Below are 20,588 nucleotides of genomic sequence, written 5' to 3'. Positions count from 1 at the left end.
CTCCCGCACCCGGGAGGGGGCCGACGCGCGAGGGTTCGGCGACTACTTGAACCCGATCCGGTCCATGAAGAAGACGCCGGTGTTGAACTGCACGACGCCGGTGATCTTCTTGTTGGAGATCACCGCGATCGAGGACTCCGCGTAGGTCCACGCCGGCAGGTCGGCGACCATCGCCTTGCTCAGGTCCGAGGCGGCCTTCTTGCGGACGGCCGGGTCGGTGGAGTTGCGGCCGGTCAGCAGCGCGGTGTCCACCGCGTCGCTCTTCCAGCCGACGAAGTTGGTCGGGCTCTTGGAGAACCAGTTGTTGAACGTCACCGGTTCGGGGTCGGCCAGCCACTGCTGGAAGAGCATCGCCTGGAAGTCCTTGCGGAACGCGTACTTCTCGACGTACGCGCCGATCTCCAGCGGCTCCAGCTTCATCGACACGTTCTTGTAGTCGGCCAGCTGGGTCTGCATCCACTCGGCGACCTTGATCGACGACGGGTTCTGCGGCAGCAGATAGGTGAACTCGACCTTCTTGCCCTCCCGCTCCAACTCGTCGAAGAGCTGCTTGGCCTTGGCCTTGTCCGGTGCGGCCTGCACGGCGGCCGGGTCGTAGAACGGCGACTTCTGGGCGAAGAAGCCCTTCGCCGGCACGTAGCCGTTGGCGAGCGTCTTGGGGATGCCGGCCGGGTCCAGGGCCAGCGTGATCGCCTGGCGCGCCCGCAGGTCGTCGAACGGCGGCCGGGTCATGTTGAACTGGATCATCTGGCCGCCGTCGACCGTGCGCTGGACGACGCCGATCTCCTTCTCCGCCTGCGCGATGGTGGCGTTGTCGGAGCTGACGAACACGTCGGCGCCACCGCTGGTGACGGTGCTGTACTGCTGCTTGATGTCCGGCACGTTCTTGATCGTCAGCTTGTCCAGCTTGGGCAGACCCTTGTCCTTCTGCCAGTACTTGTCGTTCTTGACGAAGACCTGCTGGCTGCCGCGCGTCCAGCTCTCCAGCTTGAACGGCCCCGCGCCCACGGGCCGGTTGCGGTACTCGTCCGGACCCTTGGCCAGCGAGGCGGGCGAGGCGATGTAGGTCAGGTCGATCGCGATCGCCCGGTCGAGGTTGGCGTTCGGCATGCCGAGCGGGGTGATCTCAAGGGTGTTCGGGTCGACCACCTTGGTGGTCAGCCCGGCGGCGATCTGGCGGTGCAGCGACTGCACTTCGGCCTTGGCGTGCATGTCCCAGTTGGTTTTGACCGCCTCGGCGTTCAGCGGCGTGCCGTCGGAGAACACGACTCCGGGACGGAGCTTGAGCAGCCACGTCTTGCCGTTGTCCGCGGTGGTCAGCGCCTCACCCAGGTGCGGCTTGACCGAGTTGTCCTTGTCTATATAGAAAAGCGGGTCGTACAGCGCCGCCAGGCGCGGCTCGTCCGCCACCGCGACCGAGGAAGCCTTGAACGGGTCGAGCGAGGCGGAGTCCTGGACGGCCAGCATGGTCATGCCGCCGCCGGACTTGGCCTCGCCCTGGACCGCGGACTGATTGCCGCCGGAGGACTTCGAGTCGTCCGAACCGCCACACGCGGTGGCCGTGATGCCGAGAGCCAGCGTCATCGAGACCAGAGCCGTGCGACGTGCGGTCGTGCGTCGTGCAGACAACGTTCTTGCCACCTCCGCCGGGGAACAACACAAGTGGTGCCGGGAGCCTTGAGCGTGGAGCGTGGAGCGGGGACTGCCGAATCGGTACTGCGTGCGGCACACCGTAGATCCACTCGGCGCAACATGCACGACCTGTACGCCGATCTGTTACATCGTTACAGGCAGTCGTTGAATCGTGTCGGAACCTCGCCCCGCACGGCCCCGCGGAACCGGCCGGGAAGCCCGTCCGCGATGTGCGAACGGGCCTCCCGAACACCGTCGGTGACGGTGCGTCGGATCCGGCCGGGGTCGATCCGGCGCGCGGGATCGGCTACTTCAGCCCGACCCGGTCCATCAGCATGCCACCGTCCTGGACGCCGACCACACCCACGGCCCGGGGGCCGGAGATGATGTTGGTGACCGCCTCCTGGTAGGCGAGCATCGGCAGATCCTTGACCAGCGCCTTCTGCAGATCCGCGTAGGCGGCCTTGCGCACCGTCTCGTCGGTGGTGGAGCGGCCCTTGATCAGCGCCGCGTCCGCCTCGGGGCTCTTGTAGCCGGTGAAGTTCAGCGGGGTCTGCGAGAACAGGCTGTTGAACAGGATCGGTTCCGGGTCGCTCGACCAGATCTGGTAGAGCGCCGCGGTGTAGTTCTTCTGCACGGTCAGTCGCAGGTAGTAACTGCCGACCTCGGCCTTGTCGAGCTTGACCTCGACGTTCTTGAAGGCGTTCAGCGCCGTCATGGTGTATTCGGAGGTCGCGTTGGAGGTCGGGTTCTCCGGGACCAGGTAGTTGAACTTGACCGGCTTGCCCTCGCCCGCCAACTCGTCGAAGAGCTTTTGCGCCTCGGCCTTGTTCGGGCTCGGCTGCACGGCGGTGGGGTCGGTGAAGTTCTTGCCGCTGTGGAAGATGCTCTTGGCCGGGGTCGCCGTGCCCGCGAACATCTTCTGGTTCAGGTCGGCCGGGTCGAGCGCGAGCGCGACCGCACGGCGGGCGCGCGGGTCGTCGAACGGCGCCTGCGAGGTGTTGAACACGATCATCTGGCCGCCGTCGAGGGTGAACGGCGTGACGCCCAGGCCCGCTTCCTGGGCGGCCTTGGTCTTTTGCGCGTCGATGGTGAAGGTGATGTCGGCGCCGCCGGCCTTGATCGTGTCGACCTGCTGCTTGACGTCGTTGACCACCTTGATGGTCAGCGTGTCCAGATACGGTTTGTCCGCGCCCTGCCAGTAGCCGGGGTTCTTCTCGAACACCATCTGGCTGTCCCGGTTCCAGGTCTTGAGGATGAACGGCCCCGCGCCGACCGGCCGTTCGCCCTTCGGGTCGATCCCGTACTGCTTGGGCGACTCGATGTAGGACAACTCCGTGGCCACGGTGCGGTCGAAGTTGGCGTTCGGCATCGGCAGGGTGACCTTGAGCGTCAGCGGGTCGGCCACCTCCAACCCAAGGCCGGACGCCGCCGGGCGGTGCTGGCTGAGCACCTCCGGCTTGGCGTGCATCTCCCAGTTGAACTTGACCGCCGCCGCGTCCAGCGGGGTGCCGTCGCTGAACTTGACGTTCGGCTTGACCTTCAGCTCCCAGGTCTTGCCGCCGTCGTCGCTCTTCAGGCTCTCGCCGATCTGCGGGACGACCTTGTTCTGCGTGTTGTCCACGTAGAACAGCGCGTCGTAGACCGCGAGCATGCGGTTGAGGTCGGTGACCGCCGCATAGGACGCGTTGAACGGTGTCATGCTGCGGGCGTCGGACACGGTCAGCAGGGTGAGGTTGCCACCCTTCTTCGCGCCCGCCGAGGCGTTCGGGTCCGCCTTTCCGCCCGGGGCGTCGTCACCGCCGCCGCACGCGGCGAGGGTCAGGGCCAGGACCGAGGCGCCGGCGAGGACCGCCGTACGCCGTCGTGCGATGGTGCCGTGGTGCTTGCTCATGTGACTCCTCCGTTGTCACAAGGCACACCGGTCCCCGTTCGGACCGGATGTGGTGGTGCGGTGGTGCACGGCCGGGTGGTGCCCGCGGCGCCCGAAACGCGGCGTCGTGGCGGCCACCCGGCCGGGTCTGTGGGGTCAGCCGTCCATCAGCGCCGCCCGATGGCGTCGAAGTGGATCAGCCCGTCGTTGTACAGCTGGATCCCGACCACGTCGGAGCGGTGGACCGCGCCGATCACCGCCGACGAGTAGACCCAGAACGGCAGATCACGATTGACCTGGTTCTGCAGCCGGGTGTAGGCGTCGCGGCGAGAGGCGGCGTCGGTGGAGCGCCGGCCGTCCTCGAGGGCGGCGTCCACGACGTCGTTGGCGTAGCCGGTGATATTGCTCAACCCGGCCTTGCTGTACAGGAACTGATAGATCGTCGGTTCCACGTCGTCGGCCCACAGCTGACACACCGTGGCGTCGAAGTCGCTGCCGGCCAGCCGGGTCACCAGCGAGGCCATGTCGGTGACCTCGACGATCACGGTCACGCCCGGATAGCCCTCCAGGGTCTGCCGGATGTATTCCGCGGTGTCCCGCATCTTGCCCGCGTCGGGCACCAGATAGCGGAAGACGAACGGTTTCTTGCCGTTCGCGGTGATCTGCGCGAACAGCGCCCTGGCCTCCTCCGGCCGGTTCTCCGGCGCGGCCAGGTTGACGTTGGCCAGCGGCGAGGAGGCGTCGAAGATGCCCCGCGCCGAGTCGTCCCGGCCGCCGTAGAAGCGCCGGTTGATCTCCGTACTGCTCAGCGCGAGCGCCACCGCCCGGCGGGCGTTCGGGTCCTGGAAGGGGCCCTTGCGCACGTTGAAGGCGACCATCAGGCCGCCGTTGAGCCGGGCGTCCTCGACGACGAGCCCGTCCGCGCGGGCCTGGGCGATGCTCTGCGGATCGGTGCTCAGGGTGAGGTCGGCCCGCTTCGCGCGGATCGTCTTGTTGCCCGACTCCGCGTCCTTGTCGACCCGGAAGACCACCTCGTCCAGATAGGGGCGATTGTGTTGCCAGTACTGGGGGTTGCGCTCCAGACGCAGTTCCCTGCCCGGCTCCCAGCTCTTGAGCTTGAACGGGCCCGCGCCGACCGGCGCGTGCTTGAGCTCGAAGCGGCCCTCCGGGGTGGCGGCGAGCCGCCGGGGCGCCACGAACGACAGGTTGCGGGCGACCGTGTGGTCGAAGTTCGCGTTGGGAGACGGGAGTTCGATCTTCAGCTGGAGCGCCGAAACCTCGGTCAGCTGCACCTTCTGCAGCGGACCGCCGACCAGCGAGCGCACCGAAGGGTCGCGATGCGCCTCCCAGTTGGCCTTGACCGTGCCGGCGTCGAGCAGGCTGCCGTCGGTGAAGCGCACGTCCGGGCGCAGCGTCAGCGTCCAGATCCGCGAGGTCTGGTCCGACACCAGCGACTCGGCCAGTTTCGGGCGCACCCCGCCGGTGGTCGGATCGGTCCACACGAGGACGTCGTACAGCGCGGAGAGTCGGTTCGAGTCGGCGATGCTGGAGTAGGACGCGGTGAACGGATCGAGCCCGCGTTCCTCTCCCGGCATCAGGATCGTCACCGAACCGCCGTGTGGGGGTTCGCCGGACGAGCCCTTGGAGTCGGACGAGCCCAGCCCGCAGCCCGCCGCGGCCAGCACCGTCATCGCCGCGAGCGCGAGGGCGAGCGAGAGCCGGCGGCGCGGGCCCCGGTGTCCTGGTGGTAAGGGTGTCTTCTTATCGGGTACCACTGCCGGCCTACCTACCTATCACTGTGGGGTTCGAACGTGCGTCGTGCGTCGGTGCAGTCGTGCAGTCGTTCCAAAAGTGCGGTAGCGCTGTGGTGCGAGGGTGCGGATCGGCGGAGGGATCGGGCCCGTCCGCGGTTCGGGGGAGGGGCGGACCCGGATGCGCCGGGGGCGTCCCGCCCGGGTTCACGGATTCCGGGCGGGACGGGGTGGAACGACTAGCCGGTGGTTCCGATCCGGTCCCACAGGACGATGCCGTCGTTCATCAGCTGGACGCCGGTGACCCCGGGGGCGTAGATCGCGGCGGTGACCGCTTCCTGGTACACCCAGAACGGCATGTCCTTGTTCACCTGCAGCTGTACCCGCGTGTACGCGTCACGTCGGGCCGCGGGGTCGGTCGTCTTGCGCGCGTCCTCGAGCGCGGTGTCGACCGAGGCGTTCTCGTAGCCGCTGTTGTTCGTCATGCTCTTGCCGTGCAGGAGATCGTAGATGCCCGGCTCCGGGTCGTCGATCCACTGCTGCCCGAGGGCGGCCTGCCATTCGGTGCTGCCGCCGCCGCGGACGGTCTTGACGTAGGTCGCGATGTCGACGACCTTGACCTCCATCTCGACGCCGGCATACGTGCCGAGCACCTGCTTCATGTACTCCGCGACCCGGATCGAGGCCGGGGCCTGCGGCACCCAGTACGTGAACTTGATCGGCTTGGTGCCGTTCGCGGTGACGTCGTCGAAGAGTTCCTTCGCCCGCTGCTTGTCGTTCTCCGACGCGGCCAGCTGGATGTTGGCGACGGGGGAGGACGCCGCGAAGATGCCCTTGGCGGGGATGCCCTTGGAGCCGAAGAACTTCTGGTTGATCTCGGCGCCGCTGAACGCGAAGACGAACGCGCGGCGGGCGCGCAGGTCCTTGAACGGCGCGACGTTCATGTTGAACACGACCATCTGGCCGCCGTTGAGGCCGATCCGCAACACGCCGAGCTTCTTGTCCTCACCCTGCGCGACGGCGAGGGGGTCCACCGCGACGGTGAGATCGGTCTTGCCGTCGTCGACCGCCGCCACCGAGTGGGTGACGTCCGTGTCGACGGTGATGGTCAGGTTGTCCAGGTGCGGCAGCCCCTTCTCGCGTTGCCAGTAGTCGGGGTTGCGGGTGAAGGTCTGCTTGACCCCGCGCTCCCACGTCACCAGCTTGTAGGGGCCCGCGCCGACCGGCTTGTCGGCGATTCCGGCCGGGCTGGCCCGCAGCGCGGTGGGCGAGGCGATGAAGGCGAGCGAACGGGTCACCAAGTGGTCGAAGTTCGCGTTCTCGGAGATCAGTTTGACGTCGAGCGTGAGCGGGTCGCTGACGGTGAGCGAGAGGATGTTGCTCGCCGCGCCCCGCTGGAAGGAACCGACCTTGGGGTCCTTGTGCCGGTCCCAGTTGAAGCGGACCGCCTCGGCGTCCAACACCGTGCCGTCGCTGAACTTCACGTTGGGGCGGAGCTTGAGTCGCCACGTGTCGGCTTTGTTGCCGAGGACGGCCAGCGACTCGGCGAGCTGCGGGCGCACGCTGCCGGTGGTGGGATCGGTCCACACCAGCGAGTCGTACAGCGCGGACATCCGACTTCCGTCGGCGACGTTCACGTACGAGGTGGAGAAGGGGTCCAGGCTCGTGGAGTCGCCCGGGAGGCTCATCGTGAGCGAGCCGCCCTGCTTGGGCGTGCCCGCGGCCGACGGTTTGGTGTCGTCGTCGTTCCCGCAGCCGGCGAGGCCGCCGGCCAGCGCGGTCGCCGCGACCAGCGCGACTATTCGGCGGCGGGTACGACACGAGGATCGAAGGGACAACAGGGAAGTACGAGTCACTGCAAGGCCAACCTTCACCTGACGGACCGTCCGGGCAACCGGGCCCGGGCGGCGGACGTGCTTGGTGCCGGGGGCGCCGGCCGACTCGGGGGGAGAGGGCGACGGTGCCCCGGGTGGAGCATGGTGGTGCGTCCGTGCGGTTGTGCTGTCGTGCGGTGGTACGGGGTGTACGGGAGTACTCGACTGTCTGCGACCTGGAGACGAGATGCGTGAAGGCCGGGAATCGAGGAATGATTCCCGGCCTCCACGAACCGACTGGTAAGGGCGCCGTCCCTTTCTACTGCCTTCCGGCGAACGGGTCCATCAAGATCGGGTCACCGTTGTACTTCTGATGACCAGTCAGCCCTTTTTGCCGAGCCGGTCGAACAGGAAGATGCCGTCGTTGCACAGCTGCACGCCGGTGACCCCGGAGTTGAACACGCCCGCGACCACCGCCTCCTGGTAGACCCACAGCGGCATGTCACGGTCCAACTGCAGCTGGAGCTGGGTGTAGGCGGCGCGCCGGCGGGAGGGGTCGGTGGTGTTGCGCGCGTCGTCGAGCGCGCGGTCCACCGCGTCGTCGCCGTAGAAGCAGCAGTTGCTCGGGCTGCCGCGGTGCAGGTACTGGTAGACCACCGGCTCCGGGTCGTCGGCGAGGAGTTGGCTGACCTTGACGTCGAACGCGTCGGCCAGATTCGATCGTTTGACGAACTCGGACAGGTCGGCGGTCTCCACGTCGAGGGTGACGCCGGGGAACTTCTCCAGCGTCTCCTTCATATAGCGGCCGAGTTCGTCGATCGCGGCGCTCTTGGGCGCGATGAACTTGATCCGCATCGGCTTGGCGCCCTTGTCGGTCGCCTTGGCGAACAGCTCGGCCGCCTGCTGCGGCTTGTTCTCCGGCGCCGACAACTGCGGATTGGCCAGCGCGGTCGACTGGTTGAAGATGCCGCGGGCGGGGGTGCCGGCGCCGCCGAACACGCGCCGGTTGATCTCCTCGCTGCTCAGCGCCAGCACGATCGCGCGCCGTACGTCCGGGTTGGCGGTCGGGCCGCCGGAGGTGTCGAAGCTGAGCAACTGGCCGCCGGACAGCGCCAGTGACTCGACACCGATCCCGAGCGCGCGCGCGGCCTTGAGGGTGAACGCGTCGCTGACGTTCGCGACGTCGGCCCTGCCCTTCTTCACCTGGTTGACCGCCGTGAGGCCGTCCGACTCGTAGCGGAACGTGAGGGAGTCCAGATACGGCTTGGCCGGACCCTGCCAGTAGGTCGGGTTCTTCACCAGGGTCAGGTGGTCGCCCTTGACCCAGCCGCCCGGGGCCAGCATGAACGGTCCGGCACCGACCGGGCGTTCGGCGAGCTTGTCGATGCCCTCGGCGATCGCCTTGGGCGAGGCGATGAAGGACAGGCTGCGCGCGACCAGGCGGTCGAAGTTGCCGTTCGGCTTGTCCAGGATGATCCGCAGCTCCAGCGCGTCCGCGCCGATCTGGCTCTTCATCCCCACGGTGGCGTCGCGCTGGCGGGAGTTGGTGGTGGGGATCGCGTGCGTGTCCCAGTTGATCTTGACCGCCGCGGCGTCGAAGACGGTGCCGTCGGTGAACTTCAGATTGGGCCGCATCCGCAGGCTCCAGATCTTGTTCCCGCCGCCCTCCACCGGGTTCAGGCTCTCCGCCAACTGCGGCTGTACGGCGCCTGTGACCGGGTTCGTCCACAGCAGGCTGTCGTACAGCGCCGCCATCCGGTTGCCGTCGGCCTGCGCGGCGTAGGAGGGCAGGAAGGGGTCCAGGCTGCGCGCGTCGGAGGTGGCCAGGACCTCCAGCGAGCCGCCGGCCCGGGGCTTGCCCACCGCGCTGGGCGGCTCACCGGAGTCGGAGCCGCAGCCGGCCGCGGCCAGCAGGCCGATCACCGCGACGACGGCGGCGGCGCGGCGGCGGGCCCGAAGGGCGAAAGGTCGTGCGTGTGCCACAGAAAACGTCCTCAAGCGTGGAGCAGGCCGGCCGGAGGCCGGTTGCCGCGCGAACAGCGCGGTCAGCGCCGTGAGGCTATAGCTCGACACGTGCCGCATCGAGGGTGGGATGCCTGATTCGGGCCCCGATCGGGCCGCCCGGACACGGCCGTGTACGCACAGCGACGCGGTACGGCCGGTCGTGGGCCGTACCGCGTCGGACGAGGGCGGGTCAGTCCTGCTTCGGGGCCTCGGAACCGGGCTCCGCGACCGGTTCGACGGCCGCGGGCTCCGCGGCGGCGGGCGCGGCCTCGGCCTTCGGCACGCCGGCGGTCGCGCCGGCGGTGAACACCGCCGCCTCGCCCACCAGCGGGAAGTGACACGCGACCCGGTGTCCCGGCGCGATCTCGCGCAGCGTGGGCACATGCGCGGCGCACTCCGCGCGGGCGATCGGGCAGCGGGTGCGGAATCGGCACCCGCTGGGCGGGTTCATCGGCGAGGGGATCTCGCCGCCGAGCGCGGGACCGGACGGGGCGGCCGCCGGATCGGGCGCGGGCACCGCGTCCAGCAGGGCCCGGGTGTACGGGTGCGCGGGCGTGTCGTAGATCGCCGCGGTGTCCCCGGTCTCGGCGATGGTGCCCAGGTACATCACCGCGACGTCGTCGCTGATGTTGCGCACCACCGCGAGGTCGTGCGCGACGAAGATCATCGACACGCCGGTGCGGTGCTTCATCTCGTCGAGCAGGTCCAGCACCTGCGCCTGTACCGACACGTCGAGCGACGCCACCGGTTCGTCGCAGATCAGCAGGTCGGGGTCGACGACCATGGCCCGGGCGATGGCGATCCGCTGGCACTGGCCGCCGGAGAACTGGTGCGGCCGGCGATCGGAGACCAGCTCCGGGTCCAGCCCCACCTGGCGCAGCACCGCCTCCACGCGCGGGCGGATCTGCTCGGCGGGCAGGCCGGAGATGACCAGGCCCTCGGCGACGATGTCGAAGATCTTCCGGCGCGGGTTCAGCGCCGAGATGGGGTCCTGGAACACCATCTGGATGCGCCGGCGCATGGTGCGCAGGCCCGCCTTGGGCAGCGTGGTCAACTCCTGCCCGTCGAACCGCACCGAGCCCTCGGACGGCTTGGTCAGCTGCAGGATCGCGCGGGCGAGGGTGGACTTGCCGCAGCCGGATTCGCCGACCAGGCCGAGGGTGCGGCCGCGGCCGAGTTCGAAGCTGACCCCGGCGACCGCGTTCATCATCCCGCCGGGGACCCGGAAACGCTGGACCAGGTCGGTGACCGTGAGCAGCGGGTCGGTGCCCGTGGCGGCCGCGGGCTTGTCGTCGAGGGCGAGCGCGCCCGGCGCGGTGTCGTCGGCCGTCATGCGGGGGTCTCCTTCATCAGGGACGGCTTCTCGTCGGCGCCGGTGCCCGAGGCGGCGTCGTCGGCGCCGTCGGCCGGCGCGTCGGTGCCGACCGGGTGGTGGCAGGCGAACCGGTGCGTGCCCAAGTCCTCGCCCAACTCCGGGCGTTGCGCGCGGCACAGGTCGTCGGCCGCGCCGCAGCGGGCCGCGAACGCGCACCCGGAGGCGAGCGTGATCAGGTCGGGCGGGCTGCCCGGGATCGCGCGCGGCCGCTGGTCCCGCGGTACGTCCAGGCGCGGCACGGCGCCGAGCAGGGCCTCGGTGTAGCGGTGCCGGCGATGCGCGAACAAGTCTGCGGTGGGCGAGTGTTCGACCATCCGACCGGCGTACATCACGGCGATCTGGTCGGTGCGTCCGGCCACCACGCCCAGGTCGTGGCTGACCAGGATCATGCCCATGCCGCGCTCGGCCTGGATCTCCTGGAGCAGGTCGAGGATCTGGCGCTGCACGGTCACGTCGAGGGCGGTGGTGGCCTCGTCCGCGATCAGCACGTCGGGGTCGCAGGCGAGCGCCATCGCGATGGTCACCCGCTGGCGCATGCCGCCGGAGAGCTGGTGCGGGTATTGCCGGGAGCGCTTGAGCGGTTCGGGGATGCCGACCAGCGTGAGCAGTTCGATCGCCCGCTCGCCGGCCTCCTTCTTGCCCAGGCCCAGGTGCAGCCGCATCGACTCGGTGAGCTGGCGGTCGATCCGCAACACCGGGTTGAGCGAGGTCATCGGGTCCTGGAAGACCATCGCGATCCGGTTGCCCCAGATCTTCCGGGCCTCCTTGCGCGGCACCCCGACCAGTTCGCGTCCGTCCAGACGCACGCTGCCCCGGATGTTGGCGATCGAGGGGCAGATGCCCATCAGCGAACGCACCAGCATCGACTTGCCCGAGCCGGACTCGCCGACCAGCCCGAGGGTTTGGCCGCGTTCGATGGCGAAGGACACGCCGTCCACGGCCTTGAGCAGGCCGCGCGGGGTGTCCAGGTGCACCCGCAGGTCCTCGGCCCGCAGCAGGGGCTCGTCCGGCGTGGGCGAGTCGGTCGTGCTCGGCTCCGCCATGGTCACCACGCCACCTTCGTGCCGCGCGGCCGTTGGATCCCATTCATGAGAGCGGTCCCGTCTGTGTGATGGGGTCGAAGCAGGGCACCGGCGACGGCCGTTCGGGAGGGGCCGTCGCCGGTGCCGCGGCTACAGCTTGGTGTCGCGGACGTCGAACTTCGCGCGCAGCCGGTCGCCGATGACGTTGAGCGAGAAGACGGTCAGGAACAGCACGGCGCAGGGCACGAACACCTGGGACGGATACAGCGACAGATCGTCCTTCGCGGAGTTGATCATGCCGCCCCAACTGGGCATCGGCGGCGGGATGCTGAGCCCGAGGAAGGACAGCGAGCCCTCCGCGACGATCAGCACGGCCATCACGATCACCGAGTAGGACATCACCGCGGGGAAGGTGTTGGGCAACAGTTCCTTGAAGATGATCCGGCCCGGACCCGCGCCCATCGCCTTGGCCACCGTGACGTATTCGCGGTTGGACTGGGCGATCGCGCTCGCCTTGGTCAATCGGGTGAAGCCGGGGATGGTGAGCACGGCGAGGCCCGCGGTGATGCTGGTCTGCGACGGCTCGTACACCGAGGACAGCGCGAGCAGCAGGATCAGCGGCGGGAAGGCGAGCAGCGCGTCGGAGAACAGGTCGATGACCATCTCGGTGACGCCGCGGAAGTAGGCCGCGACCAGGCCGAGCAGGCCGCCGACGAGCACGCCGACCACGACCGACACCAGCGCGACGATCATCGACACACGCGCGCCGAAGGCGAGCCGGGTCAGGTGGCTGCGGCCGAGGCCGTCGGTGCCGAGGAATTCCGGCCAACTGGAGAACGGTGCCTGCTTGGCCTCGCCGAACGCCTTGTCGTACCCGTGCGGGAAGACGCCGGAGGCGACCAGGCTGAGCAGCGCGCCGAGCAGGACGACGGCCATCCACGCGATGGCGAACCAGAGCAGGAAGCTCGGCCGCTTGCGGGCCTTGCCGCTCTTGGCGGCGGCCACCGTCGCGGGGGTCTCGCCGACGGCGGGGGCGGTTTCGAGTGTGCTCATCGGGCCCTCACTCTCGGGTCGATGAGGGAGTAGCCGATGTCCACGAGCGTATTGAGCAGCACGTAGATCAGCGCGATGACCACGACCGTGCCCTGCACGACGGGGATGTCCTTGCCGTTGATCGCCTGGTACATGCCCTGTCCGAGGCCGGGGATGGCGAAGTAGGACTCGACGATGACGGTACCGCCGATCAACCGGCCCAGGGTCAGCCCGGAGACGGTCAGCAGCGAGAACGACGAGGGCCGCAACGCGTGCCGGAAGAGCACGTACGGCGTGGACAGGCCCTTGGAGCGGGCGGTGAGGATGAAGTCCTCCTGCAGCGTGGCCAGCATGTCGCTGCGCAACAGGCGCTGGAACTGCGGGATCTCGGCGAGTGCGAGGGCGAGCGCGGGCAGGAACGCGAACTCGATGTTCTTGGCGAAGTCGACCGAGATGTACTCCCATCCGGTCGGCTTGAACGCGAGCATCATCTTCGGGTTGGCGAAGAAGTAGACCAGGATGAACACGCTCACGAAGGTGGGGATGGACAGCAGCCCGGAGGAGACGCCGCCGATCACGCGGTCCACCCGGCCGCCGGCCTTGGCGGCCGTCCACACACCCAGCGGCACGGCCACGATCAGGGCCATGAGCAGGGCGAAGACGGCGAGTTCCAGGGTCACCGGGAAACGTTCGGCGATGCCGTCCATCACGGAGGTCCGGGTCTTCAGGGACTCCCCGAGGTCGCCGGTGAGCGCATTGCCCACCCAGGTCACGTATCGGACGGGCAGCGACTTGTCGTACCCGAACTCGTGCTCCAGGTCCTTCAGGTCCTGCGGCGTGGAACCGGGGCCGAGCATCTGGGCGACCGGTGAACCGTCCACCAGGTCGGGCAGGGCCGTGGTCGCGAAGGTGACCAGGAACAGCACCGGAATCAGGGCCAGCAACTTGCGACCGAGCAGGCGCAACACGACGGTGTCACCCCCTCTCGCTGGTCTGGTCGGTTGACGAGGTCTGTTGAACATTCCGTGCGGTGGTACACCCGCGCCGAGGCGACGAGGCCCGGGTCGGCCGGATCACCGGTGGTGACACGTGCCTTGACGGGTCGTCAGTTAAGCGCGGTGATTAATTACGGCAGTGGGCGCGATCAATGTCAATGGATTCATCGCAACCGTTAGCGGGTCGAAAACGTCCGTCGCGAGCCGGCGCGCCGCCGGCCGTCGGCACGTGTCGACCTGCGGGAACAAGGTGTGGAGAGCAGCTAACTGACGGTGCGTCAGATGTCGTCGACGGGCCGTGTGCGGGACGCGTTCCGCTCGCCCGGCGGACACCCCTCGGACACTCCCGGCGACCGGTCGGGACGGTCTCGGTGACCGGCTCGGCGGGTGCGGGTCGGCGCTGTGGATGCTCCCGGTGACCACCCCGGACGTGTCGGTGACCGGCGGGATCCGGCCGTCCGGGGGCGTGAGCGGACGTTCATCCACCGGAAACACTCGTGCGGCAAGCGTCACGTCGGCGAAACACGGGGCGCCACGGCGTGAAACCTCACACCCCGAAGCTCCTTCCCATGAGCTCCCGGAGGTCGGCCGGGGCCACGGAGAAGAGAGGCAGAGTATGGACACGGGTAACACCGCATTCGTACTCCTGAGCGCCGCACTGGTGATGCTCATGACGCCCGGGCTGGCGTTCTTCTACGGCGGCATGGTCCGCGTGAAGAGCGTCCTGAACATGTTGATGATGAGCTTCATCTGCCTGGCTGTCGTGACGGTGCTGTGGGTGCTCTACGGGTTTTCCATGACGTTCTCCACGGACGCCTTCGGCGGAGTGGTGGGCAACCTCGACTGGTACGGCATGCGCGACATCGGAGTCGCGGAACTGTGGGACGGCTACACGATCCCGGTCACGGTGTTCGCGGCCTTCCAGCTGATGTTCGCGATCATCACCCCCGCGCTGATCAGCGGCGCCGTCGCGGACCGCACCAAGTTCACCGCCTGGGCCCTGTTCGTCGCGTTCTGGGTCACCCTGGTCTACTTCCCCGTCGCGCACTGGGTCTGGGCCGCGGACGGCTGGTTGTTCGAGAAGGGCGTGATCGACTTCGCCGGCGGCACCGCCGTACACATCAACGCGGGCATCGCGGCACTGGCCCTGGTCCTGGTGATCGGCAAGCGGGTCGGCTTCAAGCGCGACCCGATGCGCCCGCACAACCTGCCGCTGGTGATGATCGGCGCCGGGCTGCTGTGGTTCGGCTGGTTCGGCTTCAACGCCGGCTCCTGGCTGGCCGCCGACGGCGTCACCGGACGAGCCCTGATCAACACCCAGATCGCCACCGCCGCGGCGATGCTCGGCTGGCTGTTCCTGGAGAAGATCCGCGACGGACACCTGACCACGCTCGGCGCCGCCTCCGGCGCGGTGGCCGGCCTGGTCGCCATCACTCCCGCGTGCGGCGCGCTCAGCCCGCTCGGCTCGATCGCGCTCGGCGTGGTCGCGGGCGCGGTCTGCGCGTGGGCGGTGGGCCTGAAGTACCGGCTCGGCTACGACGATTCGCTCGATGTGGTCGGCGTGCACCTGGTCGGCGGCATCATCGGCTCGCTCGCCCCCGGCCTGCTGGCCACCGGCCACGTCCAGAGCGACGCGAAGGGCCTGTTCTACGGTGGGGGCTTCGACCAGCTGGGCAAGCAGCTGATCGGCGTCGGTGCCGTCCTCGGTTACTCCTTCGTGGTCACGTACATCCTGGGCACGGTCATTCACAAGACCATCGGCTTCCGGGTGTCCGAGGACGACGAGGTGGCCGGCATCGACCGGGTCGAGCACGCCGAGACCGGGTACGACTTCGCCGCTCTCGGCGGTTCCACCCGACCGACGGCGGGCATCGGCACCGCTACCGGCGCGGGTGCCGCGGCACCCGCCGACACGAAGGTGGACGCGTGAAGCTCATCACGGCGGTGATCAAGCCGCACCGGCTCGACGACGTCAAGAACGCCCTCCAGGCGTTCGGCGTGCACGGCCTGACCGTGACCGAGGCGAGCGGCTACGGCCGGCAGCGCGGCCACACCGAGGTCTACCGGGGCGCCGAGTACCAGGTCGACCTCGTGCCCAAGGTCCGCATCGAGGTGCTCGCCGACGACGAGGACGCCGAGGAACTGCTCGAAGTCCTGGTCAAGGCCGCCCGCACCGGCAAGATCGGCGACGGCAAGGCGTGGATCGTCCCCGTGGACAGCGTGGTCCGGGTCCGCACCGGCGAACGCGGCCCGGAAGCCCTGTAGGACCCGATGGCCGGTCCCGCCCCGAAGCGCGTGCTCGGGAACGGGTCCGGCCATCGACCTTTTCGGGTCGAGCGCGCGGCGCGCGCCGATGCCCGTGAACGAGGGAGCAGTCACCATGGAACCGACCGCCGGCTCGCGCTACACCCGGGCCCGGGACGACCTCCTGGCCGATCCGGCCGGGCCCGCCGGCGCCGCCCGCCGGCAGGCGCTCTGCGCGCTGACCGACCGCTGGCTGACCGAATTGTTCACCGCCGCCGGCGCCCCACCGCAGGGCGTGGCCCTGGTCGCCGTCGGCGGCTACGGCCGCCGGGAGTTGTCCCCGGGCAGCGACCTCGACGTGGTCCTGCTGCACGACGGCCGCGCCGGCGTCGCCGAACTCGCCGAGGCGATCTGGTACCCGGTCTGGGACGCGGGCATCGCCCTCGACCACTCGGTGCGCACCCCCGACGAGGCCCGCCGGGCCGCCGCCGACGACCTGCGGGTACAGACCGGCCTGCTCGACATCCGGCACATCGCCGGCGACCCCGAACCCACCGCCGCGCTGCGCACGACGATGTTCACCGCGTGGCGCGCCGCAGCGGTCGAGCGGCTGCCCGAACTGCACCGGGCCGGCCGCGAGCGCGCGGAACGCCACGGCGAGGTCGCCTTCCTGCTCGAACCCGACCTCAAGGAGGCCCGCGGCGGGCTGCGCGACGCCACCGCCCTGCGCGCGATCTCCGCCTCCTGGATCGCGGACGCCCCGCACGAGGAGGTGGACGCCGCCCGCGCCACCCTGCTCGACGTGCGCGACGCGCTGCACCTGGTCACCGGGCGCGGCGCGGACCGGCTGCTGCTCCAGGAACAGGACGCGGTGGCCCGCCGGCTCGGCCTGCTCGACGCGGACACCCTGCTGCGCCGGGTCTCCGAGGCGGCCCGGGCGCTGGCCTACGCCGGCGATGTGACCTGGCGCGAGGTCTCCCGGGTGCTGGCCGCGCGCGAGGCGGGCGCGGGGCTGCGCCGGTTGCGCCGGGCGCGCACCGGGGTGTCCGCCCGTACGCCGCTGGCCGAGGGCGTGGTCGAGCACGCCGGCGAGGTGGTGCTCGCCCAGGCCGCCCGGCCCGCCACGGATCCGGTCCTGCTGCTGCGCGCCGCGGCCGCCGCGGCCCGGGCCGGATTGCCGCTGTCGCGGCACACCGTGGACCGGCTGGCGAACGAGTGCCCGCCGCCGAGCGATCCGTGGCCGGCCGACGCGCGCGAGGCGTTCGTGGCGCTGATCGGCGCCGGGCGCGACGTGCTGCCGGTCTGGGAGGCGCTGGAGTCGCGGCGGCTGATCACCCGGTTGCTGCCGGACTGGGAGCGGGTGCGCTGCCGGCCGCAGCGCAACGCCGTACACCGCTTCACGGTCGACCGGCACCTGATCGAGACCGCGGTCGAGGCCGCCGCGCACACCCGCCGGGTGGCCCGGCCCGACCTGCTCCTGGTGGCCGCGCTGCTGCACGACATCGGCAAGGGCTGGCCCGGCGACCACAGCGTGAGCGGCGAGGTGATCGCGCGCGAGGCGGCCACGCGGATGGGCTTCGCCAAGGACGACGTGGACGTGATCGGCACGCTGGTGCGCCACCACCTGCTCCTGGTGGACACCGCGACCCGGCGCGACCTGGACGACCCGACCACCGTGGCGGCGTTCGCCGAGGCGGTGGGCAGCGTGGAAACCCTCGAACTGCTCCACGCGCTCACCGAGGCCGACGCCGCCGCCACCGGACCCGCCGCGTGGAGCGACTGGCGGGACGCCCTGGTCCGGGACCTCGTCGCCCGGACCAGGGCGGTGTTCGCCGGCCGCCCCGCACCGGCGGCGCTCGCGCTGCCGGCCGAGCGGATCGTGCTCGCCGAGGTCTTCGGCGACCTGCCGGTGGTGCGCCTGGAGCCGCTGCCGTTCGGCGCCGAGGTGACCATCGCCGCCGCCGACCGGGTCGGCCTGCTGGCGCTGGCGGCGGGCGTGCTCGCGCTGCACCGGCTCACCGTGCGCGCGGCCGCGATCGACGTCGTCGACGCGCTCGGCGTCACGGTATGGACGGTGGAGACCGAGTTCGGCCGGCTGCCCGACCCGGCGGCGCTGCGCGAGGACGTGCGCAAGGCCCTGGACGGGGGGCTCGACGTGGCCGCCCGGCTGGCCAAACGCGAGGCCGCCTACCCGCCCCGGCGCGGCGCCCCGCGCGCCCCCGCCCGGGTCGAGGTGATCCCCGACGCGTCCGCGACCGCGACCGTCCTGGAGGTACGCGCGCCCGACAGCCCCGGCCTGCTGCACCGGATCGGGCAGGCCCTCGCCGACGCGCACGTCAGCGTCCGGCAGGCCCGGGTGGGTACCCACGGCGCGGACGCGGTGGACGCCTTCTACGTGGTCGACCCCGACGGCGCGCCGCTGGCCGCCGCCGAGGCCCGCGGCCTGGCCAGGACCCTGGAGAAGGCGCTGGCGCCGTGACCGCTCGGGCCCGCGGCCGGCGGAACCGGGACGCGTGCCCCCGTCACGACCGCCCGGTGGGCGGTTAGGCTGGGCCCGACACCACCCGTATCTGACGAAGGACCTCTGCCGACGTGTTCGACACTCTCTCCGACCGCCTCGCAGCGACCTTCAAGAACCTTCGCGGCAAGGGGCGGCTCTCCGAAGCCGACATCGACGCCACCGCCCGCGAGATCCGGGTCGCCCTCCTCGAGGCCGACGTGGCGCTCCCGGTGGTCCGCGAGTTCATCGCCCGGGTCAAGGAACGCGCCCGCGGCGCCGAGGTGTCGGGCGCGCTCAACCCGGCCCAGCAGATCGTCAAGATCGTCAACGAGGAACTGGTCGGGATCCTCGGCGGCGAGACCCGCCGGCTGCGCTTCGCCAAGTCCGGCCCCACGGTGATCATGCTCGCCGGCCTCCAGGGCGCGGGCAAGACCACGCTCGCGGGCAAGCTGGGCAAGTGGCTCAAGGCGCAGAAGCACCAGCCGCTCCTGGTCGCCTGCGACCTCCAGCGCCCGAACGCGGTCAACCAGCTCTCCGTGGTCGCCGAGCGCGCGGGCGTCGCGGTCTACGCGCCCGAGCCCGGCAACGGTGTGGGCGACCCGGTCAAGGTGGCCCGCGACTCGATCGAGTTCGCCAAGACCAAGCAGTACGACGTGGTCGTCGTCGACACCGCCGGCCGGCTCGGCATCGACGCCGAGATGATGCGGCAGGCCGCCGACATCCGCGACGCGGTCAAGCCGGACGAGATCCTGTTCGTCGTCGACGCGATGATCGGCCAGGACGCGGTGGTCACCGCGCAGGCGTTCCTCGACGGCGTCGGCTTCGACGGCGTGGTGCTCTCCAAGCTCGACGGCGACGCGCGCGGTGGTGCGGCCCTGTCGGTCGCCTCGGTGACCGGCCGGCAGATCATGTTCGCCTCCAGCGGGGAAAAGCTCGAGGACTTCGACGCGTTCCACCCCGACCGGATGGCCTCGCGCATCCTGGGCATGGGCGACATGCTCAGCCTGATCGAGATCGCCGAGGCCAAGTACGACCAGGACCTCGCGCTCAAGGCCGCGGAGAAGCTGCACGGCGGCGGCAACAACTTCACCCTGGAGGACTTCCTCCAGCAGATGGAGCAGGTCAAGAAGCTCGGCTCGATCTCGAAGCTGCTCGGCATGCTGCCCGGCATGGGCGCGATGAAGGACCAGATCGACAACATCGACGACCGCGACCTGGACCGGGTCGCGGCGATCATCAAGTCGATGACGCCGGCCGAGCGGGCCGACGTGAAGATCCTCAACGGCTCGCGCCGGGCGCGCATCGCCAAGGGCGCCGGCACCGAGGTCAACGCGGTCAACAACCTGATCGAGCGGTTCGTCGAGGCTCGCAAGATGATGGGCCAGATGGCCAAGGGCGGCGGCATGCCGGGGATGCCCGGCATCCCGGGCATGGGCGGCGGCGCCGGCAAGAAGAAGGGCAAGGCGCCCAAGCAGGCCAAGGGCAAGCGCCAGTCGGGCAACCCGATGAAGCGCAAGCAGGAGGCGGCGGCCGAGGCGGCTCGGCGCGAGGAGCGCGCCGCCAACCCGTTCGGGCTGCCGGCCGGCAACGGCGCGGGCGGCGCGGCCGACTTCGAACTGCCCGACGAGTTCAAGAACTTCCTGCCGCCGGGGCAGAAGTAGCGGCGGGGTACGACCGGCGGGCCGGGGCCGCGACGTGGGCGCACCACGTCGCGGCACACCCGCGGGTGCGGTCCCGACCCGCTCGGACGACGAGGCGAGGATGGAGATGACGGGGGCCATGGACCTGTACACCGTGCAGGGGTGCCGGGTGGGCGTGCGACCGCCGACCGGGGCCGACGCGGCCGCCTCCGCCGAGGCGATCCGCCGCTCCGAGCACATCTCCCGCTGGAACCCGGCCGATCCGAACGACCTGCCGGACCTGATCCGCCGCCAGGGCGACACCTTCCGCACGTTCTTGGCGATCGACCTCGCCGAGCGCGGCCTGGCCGGCCGGATCAACGTCTCGAACATCGTGCGGGCGCGCTTTTGCAACGCGACGCTCGGCTACGACGCCTACACGCCCTACGCGGGCACCGGGCGGATGACCGAGGCGCTGGCCCTGGTGATCGATCGGGTGTTCGCCGCGGACGGCCTCGCGCTGCACCGCCTGGAGATCAACGTACAGCCGGGCAACGACGGTTCGATCGCGCTCGCGCGCCGCATGGGCTTTCGCTACGAGGGCTTCACCCCGCGCATGTTGTTCATCAACGACGCCTGGCGCGACCACGAGCGCTTCGCCCTGACCGCCGAGGAGTGGCCGGGCGCGGAGAAGACCATTCTTCCCTCGTAGGGCCGGACATGGCAG

The 20,588-nt window shown here is 70.2% G+C and carries 14 protein-coding genes; 5 read left to right on the top strand and 9 right to left on the bottom strand.

Features of this window, described 5'->3' with window-relative positions; translation table 11 throughout:
* Nucleotides 1–42: 42 nt before the first annotated feature.
* The 9 genes from ACFRCG_RS27760 to ACFRCG_RS27720 all read right to left on the bottom strand — a co-directional run bounded on the left by ACFRCG_RS27760 (nt 43) and on the right by ACFRCG_RS27720 (nt 13,471).
* A complete protein-coding gene (locus ACFRCG_RS27760) occupies nt 43–1,584 on the bottom strand; it encodes an ABC transporter substrate-binding protein (protein WP_380036333.1) in 1,542 nt (513 codons plus the stop codon).
* Between the two features lie 355 nt (nt 1,585–1,939).
* The gene (locus ACFRCG_RS27755) at nt 1,940–3,526 is read right to left on the bottom strand and encodes an ABC transporter substrate-binding protein (RefSeq protein WP_380036331.1); all 1,587 of its coding nucleotides are present in this window, start codon (nt 3,524–3,526) and stop codon (nt 1,940–1,942) included.
* Nucleotides 3,527–3,672: 146 nt separating this feature from the next.
* Nucleotides 3,673–5,196, bottom strand: a complete 1,524-nt coding sequence (locus ACFRCG_RS27750) for an ABC transporter substrate-binding protein (RefSeq protein WP_380036329.1) — start codon at nt 5,194–5,196, stop codon at nt 3,673–3,675.
* 299 nt (nt 5,197–5,495) lie between these two features.
* On the bottom strand, nt 5,496–7,112 hold the full coding sequence (locus ACFRCG_RS27745) for an ABC transporter substrate-binding protein (protein WP_380036327.1): 1,617 nt from the start codon (nt 7,110–7,112) through the stop codon (nt 5,496–5,498).
* 339 nt (nt 7,113–7,451) lie between these two features.
* Entirely contained in the window at nt 7,452–9,053 is a 1,602-nt protein-coding gene (locus ACFRCG_RS27740; RefSeq protein ID WP_380036325.1) for an ABC transporter substrate-binding protein, read from the bottom strand.
* Nucleotides 9,054–9,264: 211 nt separating this feature from the next.
* Nucleotides 9,265–10,407, bottom strand: coding sequence for an ABC transporter ATP-binding protein (locus ACFRCG_RS27735; protein ID WP_380036323.1), 1,143 nt, complete (start codon nt 10,405–10,407; stop codon nt 9,265–9,267).
* The gene (locus tag ACFRCG_RS27730; protein ID WP_380036337.1) at nt 10,404–11,492 is read right to left on the bottom strand and encodes an ABC transporter ATP-binding protein; all 1,089 of its coding nucleotides are present in this window, start codon (nt 11,490–11,492) and stop codon (nt 10,404–10,406) included. Before ACFRCG_RS27730 ends, ACFRCG_RS27735 begins: the two co-directional genes overlap by 4 nt.
* Before the next feature lie 129 nt (nt 11,493–11,621).
* Nucleotides 11,622–12,524 (bottom strand): ABC transporter permease, encoded by a 903-nt coding sequence (locus ACFRCG_RS27725; RefSeq protein ID WP_379995273.1) that lies wholly within the window; start codon nt 12,522–12,524, stop codon nt 11,622–11,624.
* The gene (locus tag ACFRCG_RS27720; RefSeq protein ID WP_126642836.1) at nt 12,521–13,471 is read right to left on the bottom strand and encodes an ABC transporter permease; all 951 of its coding nucleotides are present in this window, start codon (nt 13,469–13,471) and stop codon (nt 12,521–12,523) included. Before ACFRCG_RS27720 ends, ACFRCG_RS27725 begins: the two co-directional genes overlap by 4 nt.
* A 643-nt stretch (nt 13,472–14,114) precedes the next feature.
* Here ACFRCG_RS27720 and ACFRCG_RS27715 point away from each other — a divergent pair.
* From ACFRCG_RS27715 to ACFRCG_RS27695, 5 genes are all read left to right on the top strand, one after another.
* Nucleotides 14,115–15,428 carry an ammonium transporter gene (locus ACFRCG_RS27715; protein ID WP_379995275.1) on the top strand — a complete coding sequence of 438 codons (1,314 nt, stop codon included), beginning with the start codon at nt 14,115–14,117 and terminating at the stop codon, nt 15,426–15,428.
* Nucleotides 15,425–15,763, top strand: a complete 339-nt coding sequence (locus ACFRCG_RS27710) for a P-II family nitrogen regulator (protein ID WP_078975244.1) — start codon at nt 15,425–15,427, stop codon at nt 15,761–15,763. Before ACFRCG_RS27715 ends, ACFRCG_RS27710 begins: the two co-directional genes overlap by 4 nt.
* Before the next feature lie 88 nt (nt 15,764–15,851).
* Entirely contained in the window at nt 15,852–18,221 is a 2,370-nt protein-coding gene (locus tag ACFRCG_RS27705; RefSeq protein ID WP_380036320.1) for a [protein-PII] uridylyltransferase, read from the top strand.
* 113 nt (nt 18,222–18,334) lie between these two features.
* Nucleotides 18,335–19,903, top strand: coding sequence for a signal recognition particle protein (gene ffh, locus ACFRCG_RS27700; RefSeq protein ID WP_380036318.1), 1,569 nt, complete (start codon nt 18,335–18,337; stop codon nt 19,901–19,903).
* A gap of 106 nt (nt 19,904–20,009) precedes the next feature.
* A complete protein-coding gene (locus tag ACFRCG_RS27695; RefSeq protein WP_380036316.1) occupies nt 20,010–20,573 on the top strand; it encodes a GNAT family N-acetyltransferase in 564 nt (187 codons plus the stop codon).
* Nucleotides 20,574–20,588: the final 15 nt, after the last annotated feature.

It is taken from the genome of Embleya sp. NPDC056575, assembly GCF_042793325.1.
Classification (GTDB): Bacteria; Actinomycetota; Actinomycetes; order Streptomycetales; family Streptomycetaceae; genus Embleya.
Note: the sequence above shows the minus strand (reverse complement) of the source record. Positions and strands in the feature narration are given on the sequence as shown.